We start from the raw sequence: 8223 nt of genomic DNA, 5'->3' as shown, positions 1-8223 counted from the left end.
GTTCCTTCTCTGGTCATCAGTGGTTGCTGCGCTGATCGGTCGAATCGGTGGCGATCAGGGGCGCGTCGAAGTGGTGCTCGCCTCGGCGACGTGCCCGGTTTCTCCTTCGCGGTTGATCCAGGACTTTCCGCGCAGCAGGAGAGACATGCACACAATGGAGATGAGCACGTATCCGAGGCCGAGGCAGACGACGACCCAGATCGACCCGGTTGCACTGAGGAGGGCCTGGCTGAGGAAGGGCGCGGTGCCGGCAAACAGAGCCGTCGAAACCTGATAGGCCACGGAGATCCCCGTGTAGCGGATGGTGGTGGGGAACAGCTGGGCCAGGACGCCTGCCAGTGCCGCGTAGTACATTGCGTGTGGCGCAGTGGCCAGCACCATTCCGAGCATCGCCAGCCCGTAATTGCCGGTCTGGATGAGGAGGAACATCGCCGGCAGCAGCACCAGCTCAGGCAGCAACATGACGAGGATCGCCTTTTTGGTGTCGATCTTCGAGGCGAGGACGGCGCCGAAGGGCTGGATGATCACCTGGGCGATGAGCGCGACGGTGATGATCTGAAGGAATTCGGTTCGACCGAAGTTGAGGTCGGTCGTGGCCCAGGACAGGGCGAAGGTGGTTTTGACGTAGGTGATTGCCACACCGGTGACGACGGCTCCGATGGCCAGCGAGACGACTTTCCAGTGGTCGCGCAGCAGTTCGACGATCGGGGTGCGTGTCTGCGGTTCCTTCTGCGTCGCTGCGATCATCTCGGGAGATTCGGTGATCTTCAGGCGAATGTAGAGTCCGACGATGATGAGGATCGCCGAGGCAAGGAAGGGGATTCGCCAACCCCAAGCACCGAAGTTCTCAGCGCTCATATAGGTCAGACCGAGGAAGGAGACGGTGGCCAACAGATTGCCGACCGGCGACCCCTGCTGCGCAAAAGCACCGTAGAGGATCTTTTTGCCTGGCGGTGCGAACTCGGTCGCGATGAGGACAGCACCTCCCCATTCGCCTCCCATGGCAACCCCCTGGATGATGCGGAGGACGACAAGAAGGATCGGAGCCATGAAGCCGATCTGCTCGTAGGTGGGCAGGAGGCCGACACCGACCGTGGCCATGCCCATGAGCAGGAGTGTCGTGATGACGGTGTTCTTCCGACCGAATTTGTCGCCAAAGTGACCGAAGATGACGCCACCGAGCGGCCGGGCGATGAAGCCGACGGCGAACGTGGCGAAGGCGGCGAGTGTGCCCATCGCGGGGCTGACTTCCGGGAAGAAGAGCTTGCCCAGCACCAACGCCGAGGCGGTGCCGTAGATGTAGAAGTCGAACCATTCGATGGTGGTGCCGACGAAGGCCGCGGTGCCGGCGCGGCGACCCTGTTTGGGATCGACTGAAGGTGCGGGTGTCGCGTCAGTGGCGCGGATCGACGCTGATCCAATGTTGGTCATGTCTTCTCTCTCGTTGCTGGAGGTGGCGACTCAATGTGTGCCAGGCATCACTGTTCCACTTGTATTACTCGGAGTCCAAGACGTAATCTCTAGGTGATTATTTGGATATTCTTATCAATGTGGCACCGGCAGTCGACGAGGGAAGCCTCGCTGATCCCCAGAGGAAGGTTCATCGGATGGAGCTGCGACACTTCGAGGCGTTCACTGCCGTGGCGCAGGAGCTGCATTTCGGGCGAGCGGCCGAGACTCTGCACATCGCCCAGCCTGCCCTGAGCCAGATGATCCGCTCTCTCGAGAAGGACCTGGGCGTCCAGCTGTTCGAGCGGACAACACGCAGGGTCAGACTCACCTCCTCCGGCGAGGCCCTCCTCGAACCGGCCCACTCGATCCAGGCGCAGGTCGCGGGCGCTCGTCGCATCGCTCGCGCTGCACAGGAGGGCGTGGTGGGCCGGGTGCGGATCGGCTTCGGCGGCTCCAGCGGCTATTCGATTCTCTCCCGCCTCTCCCGCGAGGTGGCCCGCCGACAGCCGGGCATCAGCCTCGACCTGCACCCGCAGACGTATTCCGGGGAGGCCGCTCTGGCGGTGCGTGACGGGACAATGGATTTGGCGGTGGTCAGCCCGCCCTCGCCAGCCGGCGTCGACGTCCACATCATTCGTCAGGAACGAGTGATGGTCGCCGTCCCCACTGGCCACGAGCTCGCGGACAGGGATCGTGTGTCGATGGCCGACCTGGCCGATCAGCCGTTCATCTCCTATGCGCCGTCGCACGGCTCTCAAGTCCGCGAGGTGATGATGCGCCTGGCCGACGAGGCCGGATTCCTCCCCCACATCATCCAGGAGGCCCCCGATCCCTACAGCCTGCTCGCACTCGTCGGCGCGCAGATCGGGATCGCAATCGTCGTCGAGTCCTCGGATCACATCCGCATCGACGGAGTCAGCTATGTTCGCCTCGCCGAGGGCGGGGACGCCTTCACACTCGCCCTGGGGTGGCGCCGCAACAACCCTTCGGAGGCACTGGCCAGGGTCATCGACATTGTACGGGAGACTCTGCCCGAGGCGCAGGCAGACTGAGGGCCGGCGACCGTGCCCCGATCTATCTCCTGAGTACCGGCAGCTGGAGATAAGAAGCGCATTCGCCACCGGTGTGGATGACGTTGGCACCGGCGTACTCGCGGATTCCGGGCATCATAGTGCCCAACAGGTTGCGGGAGCTGATGACGAACCTCAGAGCCTGTCCGGGCCGGAATGACAGGCCGATCGGCAGCAGGTCGATCTCGACCTCGGCAACCTGACCGGCCTCGAGCTTCTCAACCCGGTCGAAGCTGTGAGCAGGGACGGCATCGGTCGAGAGGCCTTCGTCGAGGTGACGCATCGACACTCGCAATCTGCCGTCGGCCCCCTTGTAGCGCAGGATCGATGCACCATGATCGGTGACGTCGTGGATCCGTGCGTTCCGGTTCGGCACGGTGAAGGCCTGCAACGACGTTCCGTTCGCATCGAGCTTCTGCACCAGGACGAACAAGTCCATGTCATCGGAGCCTCGGGCCTCGACCCACAGAAGTGCCTTCGGGTATCCGACGAGGACGGTATCGTCGTCGAAGGTGGTGATGAAGGAGACGGCGCTGTTCGCAGCGTCTACGTCATAGGCCGCTTTTGCCGAGGCGGTCGGTGCCGAAGTCGTCAGCATCCGTGAGTTCCCGTCGAGGTAGAACTTCGTCGCCTCGACCTCCGCGGGTGGGAATTCGGTCGCAGGAATCTCTGTCCGGCCGCCGCCTTCGAGGTCGAGGACGGAGTACCGCACGCGAGGGGTCTCCTCCCACCCGTTGTCGATGCCGCGGAGGAAGTGGTCGAAGAAGCGCCTCAGGTCCTCCACATTGGCCTCGTCATAGTAGTCGGGCCATTCCTGGCTGTTGTGGATGCGCAGCCACTTCTGCTCCGAGGCCATTCGACGCCAGGCGGGGACGGTGATCCGGTCGGAGTCGGGCGACCGGACGAGTTCTACGCTAAGACCGCCGATCTGCTTCGAACGGAGTGAGAAACTGGTCCCATGGCAGAGTCGCAGAACCTCCGAGGCTATGCCGCCAAGATGCGGCGTCACGTCCGATCCAACAGCGATCTTGAAGCCGACGCACGATTCGTCGACATGCTCGCACCTCGAGGCTCGACGATTCTAGATATCGGATGCGGCATCGGCAGTGCCGTCAATGCTCTCCGCCGCCGCGGGCATGACGCATTCGGTCTCGATCCCTCGCCGGAAGTGCTCGACGTTGCGATCGAGCTGCACGGAGCTCAATGGTTCCGATCGATTGCTGCCGCAGACTTATCTCAGCCAGTTCTCACCGATCGTGACCTGCCCTCCAGGTATGACCTCATCCTCATGTCGGGGAATGTTCCCGCATTCTTGACCAAACCTGAATTGGCTTCGACGTTTCAGACGACGTCGAAACTGCTCACGCCCGGGGGCCGACTGGTCATCGGCACCAGTGCGCGCTCGCCGGGCGGACCGAAAGATCAGGATGCATTCGCGGAAGGAACATCGTTGGCGCTGGAGAACCGCTACTGCGATTGGCACCTCGGCCGGTACGACGCCGACTCACCCTGGTCAGTCAGCGTCTTCACCACGCCCGGTCGCCGACGAGCTGACGAGGGACCCGACGGCATGTTCGTACTGTGAATCACCTCGGCGTCGGAGGGCTGCTCCGACGCCGAGGCGGTCCGTGCCCGACACAAGTCAGTCGGGGAGCCTCCTTACCAGCTGATGACGTGCGGGACGCTGACGTGCTTCAGCCCTTCAAGGCCGAACTCGAGTCCGAAGCCCGAATTCTTCACGCCGCCGAAGGGAATGCGCGGATCCACGGCACCGTGCTTGTTGATCCAGGTCGACCCCGCTTGCAGGCGCGCGGCGACCGTCTTGCATTCCTCAAGGTCGCTGCCCCACACCGAGGAGCCGAGGCCGACCTCGAGCTCATTGGCCCAGCCGATGGCCTGCTCAAGATCCGTGTACTTGATGATCGGCAGGACTGGTCCGAACTGTTCTTCGGCGACCAAAGGATTGTCGTTGTCGATGTCGGCCACCAGAGTGGTCGGGTAGAAGTATCCGGGTTGATCGGCGACAGGGTCTCCTCCGGTGAGCACGCGGGCTCCGCCGTCCTTGGCCGCTTGGACGAGCTTGGCGACGATGTCGTACTGCGCCTTGTTCTGCAATGGCCCAAGCACGTTCTCCTCTTCGAGGCCCACTCCCATCGGTGACTGTTTGGCCACCTCGACGAGGGCATCACAGACCTGGTCGTAGAGGGATTCGGGCACGTAGAGGCGCTTCATCGCGGCACACGTCTGACCGGTGTTGATGAACGCACCCCAGAACAGGTCACCGGCGATGGCCGCAGGATCGGCGTTTTCGAGCACGATGCCTGCATCGTTGCCGCCGAGTTCCAAGGTCAGACGGGCCAGGGTGTCAGCTGCTGATCGCATGATGGCCTGACCGGTCTTCGTCGAACCGGTGAACATGATCTTGTCGATGTCTTCATGGGAGGTCAGGGCCGCGCCGACCTCGCCGCTGCCGGGAACGACGGTGAGGACGTCGGCGGGCAGAACCTGATTGATCACTGCGACGAGCGCCTGCACGGACAGCGGTGTGTACTCGGAGGGCTTGAGGACGACGGTGTTGCCCATCTTCAGCGAAGGCGCGAACTGCCACACGGAGATCATCATCGGCCAGTTCCAGGGTCCGACTGCACCCACGACGCCGACGGCTTTGTAATGGAGTTCGGCATGCGTGTCCTCGTCGTCGACGAGGATCTCGGGCTCCAGCGCGAAGGCGGCATTGGCCCGCAGCCAGGCGGCGCACGCACCGACCTCGAAGCGGGCGTTGGGGCCGTTGAGCGGCTTGCCCTGCTCACGGGAGAGCAGCTCGGCCAGCGCCTCAGCGGAGGCTTCGACAGCGTCGGCGGCCTTGTTCAGCAGCTCGCTGCGCTCCTTCGACGACCGCGACGCCCAGTCGGACTGGGCCTTGCGGGCGGCTGCGACGGCCGTGTCGATGTCGGCCGTGCTGCCCTCACGGGTGCGGCCGACGACCTCGCCGGTGGCGGGGTCGAGCAGTTCGCGTCCGTTGGGGTCTTCGATGGTCGACAGCAGTCCTGCGAACGTGGTGAGGTCGGTGCTCATGATTCTCCTTTTCTCGGGGTGGAATGAGTGTTGCGGGGATGGCTTCAGCCCAGGCTTCCACCTGTGCCGATGCCTGCATAGAGTCGTGGTCGACTCGACCGCAGGACGAGTGCCCAGATGGTGCCGAGGACGCCGGGTACGAGCACGATGGCCGGCAACAGCCAGGAGAGCACCGAGGTGCCTTCGAGGCCGATGAGGACGTTGAAGTTGATGACGATGGAGACGAAGAGGACGACGAGGCCGATGGCTGAGAGTCCCGGTGCGATGACGCGGGTCCACAGCGTGTACTCACTCGAGTGAGCGCGCAGGAATCCGATCACGGCCAGCGCTGTCAGCGCCATCAGGAGGACGAGCCCGAAGGCGCCCATGTTCGTCAGCCAGGTGAACAGGGTGACGACGGGAAAGAGCGGATCCTCGCTGCCGGCGCCGACGATCGCGAAGACGAGGATGACGATGAGCGCAAGCCCTGACTGGGCCAGGGATCCGGCAACAGGTGCACCCGTGCGGCGGGAGGTTCTGGCGAGGAACGTCGGCAGCACCCGGTCGCGGCCGAGGGCGAAGAAGTAGCGGGCGACGATGTTGTGGAAGGCCACGAGCGCGGCCAGGAGTGAGGTGAGGAAGAGCAGGTTGGACAGGTCGACGAACCACACCGGGGCGTGTTCGCCGAGGAAGACGAACATGAGATCGGGACCGAACTCCTGGGATCGTCCGACCACGTTCGAGGGCCCCTCGGCCACGGTCATCGCCCAGGCGGAGAAGGCGTAGAAGACGGCGATGATGCTCACTGCGATGATCGTCGCGCGCCCTGCCGTGCGCTTGGGATCCTTGACCTCCTCGTTGTAGATCGCGCCCGATTCGAAGCCCATGAATGCGGCGATCGAGAACGCCAGTGCGGCGCCGACTCCGGGTGCGAAGAGCTGATCGGGCAGCATTCCGTCGGCGGTGATGCCTTCGGGGCTGTGGGTGAATCCGATGATGTCGAAGACGATGACGACGAGAAATTCGGTGCCGACGATGATGCCGAGGACCTTCGCGGAGAAGTCGACGCGGCTGATGCCCATGAGTCCGACGACCACCCATGCGATGAGTGCGCAGATCCACCAGGCCACCTGCAGGCCGAACAGCGAATCGAGGAAGGAGGAGAAGACGAAGCCGAACATTCCGGCGATGCCGATCTGCATCGAGTTGTAAGCGACCAGCGCGGTCAGGGCCGCACCCATCCCTACCGGCTTGCCCAGTCCTTTGGAGATATAGGCGAAGAAGGCGCCCGCATTGTGCACGTGCCGGCTCATCGCCGCATAGCCGATGGCGAAGAGGATGAGGATGACGCCGAGGACGATGAACGACAGTGGGATGCCGAGCAGACCGGTGACCGCGAAGTTGCTGGGGACACCGCCGGCGACCACGGTCAGCGGCGCCGAGGCGGCGATGATCATGAAGACGAGTGCGAGGGTGCCGATGCGGCGAGAGTTCAAGCCCGCACCTGCTGTCTGCAATGGTGCGGCTGCTTGCTGCGTGGCGTCCGCGGTTCGCGGCTGTGCACTGTTGGGCTCGCGTTTCACGTCCATGTGATCCACCTCAGAGTTTGAATGTAGCTACAGGCTCTCTCACTGAGGACTGAGGTGTCTTGGCTCTGCGAGCAGGACTCTTGACGATCGGCGCAGTCAGCTCAGCGAGCCACGACGGAATGCGGCAGGGGGCTGGCCGACAACGCTGCGAAAGAGCCGGGAGAAATGCGCGGGGTCGCTCAGCCCCCACCGGGCTCCGATCGCGGCGACCGGTACGTGAGCCTGAAGCGGATCAGCGAGGTCGTGGCGGCAGGCTGCGATTCGGCGGCGACGGATCTCACCGGACACCGATTCTCCGCTGCCTTCGAAGACCTGGTGCAGCGCGCGGACCGACATGAAATGTGCGGCAGCGATCGTTGAGGGTGTCAGCCGCGGGTCGGCGAGGTTGGCGTCGATGTAGGAGGTGATCTCCGACCAGAGTCGCTGCCTCTCTCCCGGCACGTCATCGGTCTCGGCGAGTTCATCGGCCATGACGGTGGTGAGCAGGTCGACGACGTTGCCTGCCAACCTGATTCCGATTGACTTGCTCAGCGTGGGCAGCATGGCTCCGGCCTGGGTGATGATCTGGGTCGCCACGGTGCCCAGCTGATGATCGGCACCGATCGAGGTGGCCGTGAGCTGGCCGACGGTGTCGGTGGGCAGGTTGACCCGTGACTGCGGGAACATCATCACATAGGACGAGAAATCACAGTCGAAGCTCAGCGTATAGGGACGCGAGGTGTCATAGATCGCCAAGGATCCAGGCGCCAGGGACACCTCTCGGCCGTCCTGGATGAGCAGCCCGTGCCCCTTGAGCTGGAGGGAGACCTTGTAGTAGTTCGTTGAGGCACCTGCCCTGGATCCGACCGCAACCCTGGATCCGACCGCACTGCTGAGCGAATCAGCGGAGATGAGTTCGGGCGTGCGCAGCACTGCATGAGGGTTGGCGCTGAGGTGGGACATGACGACGGAATCGTAGTCCCGGGCGCTGATCGCACCCCGGAAGCCGCCGCGGCGCGCAGGCTCGGTGTCCAGCGGCACGAACGAGTCCGAGACGAGGGCCTGCCACCCGTCGAAGT

7 protein-coding genes are annotated in these 8223 nt (G+C 63.8%); 2 read left to right on the top strand and 5 right to left on the bottom strand.

What is annotated here, in order from left to right; translation table 11 throughout:
• Positions 1–54 precede the first annotated feature (54 nt).
• A complete protein-coding gene (locus tag L0G76_RS12115; protein ID WP_304357455.1) occupies positions 55–1431 on the bottom strand; it encodes an MFS transporter in 1377 nt (458 codons plus the stop codon).
• A gap of 119 nt (positions 1432–1550) precedes the next feature.
• On the opposite strand from L0G76_RS12115, the gene L0G76_RS12110 reads away from it, so the two are divergent.
• Complete coding sequence (locus L0G76_RS12110) at positions 1551–2504, top strand: LysR family transcriptional regulator (protein WP_304357454.1); 954 nt, start codon at positions 1551–1553, stop codon at positions 2502–2504.
• A 22-nt stretch (positions 2505–2526) separates the two neighbouring features.
• On the opposite strand, the gene L0G76_RS12105 is transcribed toward L0G76_RS12110, so the two are convergent.
• A complete protein-coding gene (locus L0G76_RS12105; RefSeq protein WP_304357453.1) occupies positions 2527–3378 on the bottom strand; it encodes a CocE/NonD family hydrolase C-terminal non-catalytic domain-containing protein in 852 nt (283 codons plus the stop codon).
• Positions 3379–3480: 102 nt separating this feature from the next.
• Between L0G76_RS12105 and L0G76_RS12100 the strand changes: the two genes are divergently transcribed.
• Complete coding sequence (locus tag L0G76_RS12100; protein WP_304357452.1) at positions 3481–4107, top strand: class I SAM-dependent methyltransferase; 627 nt, start codon at positions 3481–3483, stop codon at positions 4105–4107.
• 74 nt (positions 4108–4181) lie between these two features.
• Here the strand turns inward: L0G76_RS12100 and L0G76_RS12095 are convergent, their stop codons facing one another.
• The 3 genes from L0G76_RS12095 to L0G76_RS12085 form a co-directional block, all read right to left on the bottom strand.
• A complete protein-coding gene (locus tag L0G76_RS12095; RefSeq protein WP_304357451.1) occupies positions 4182–5597 on the bottom strand; it encodes an aldehyde dehydrogenase family protein in 1416 nt (471 codons plus the stop codon).
• Positions 5598–5641: 44 nt separating this feature from the next.
• Positions 5642–7165, bottom strand: a complete 1524-nt coding sequence (locus tag L0G76_RS12090) for an APC family permease (RefSeq protein ID WP_304357450.1) — start codon at positions 7163–7165, stop codon at positions 5642–5644.
• Between the two features lie 96 nt (positions 7166–7261).
• A partial coding sequence (locus L0G76_RS12085) for an AraC-like ligand-binding domain-containing protein (RefSeq protein WP_304357449.1) occupies positions 7262–8223 on the bottom strand: 962 nt, incomplete at its 5' end.

The organism is Brevibacterium picturae (assembly GCF_030453725.1).
Lineage (GTDB): Bacteria > Actinomycetota > Actinomycetes > Actinomycetales > Brevibacteriaceae > Brevibacterium > Brevibacterium sandarakinum_A.
The sequence above is the reverse complement of the archived record's forward strand: the minus strand, read 5'-3'. Positions and strand labels throughout refer to the sequence as shown.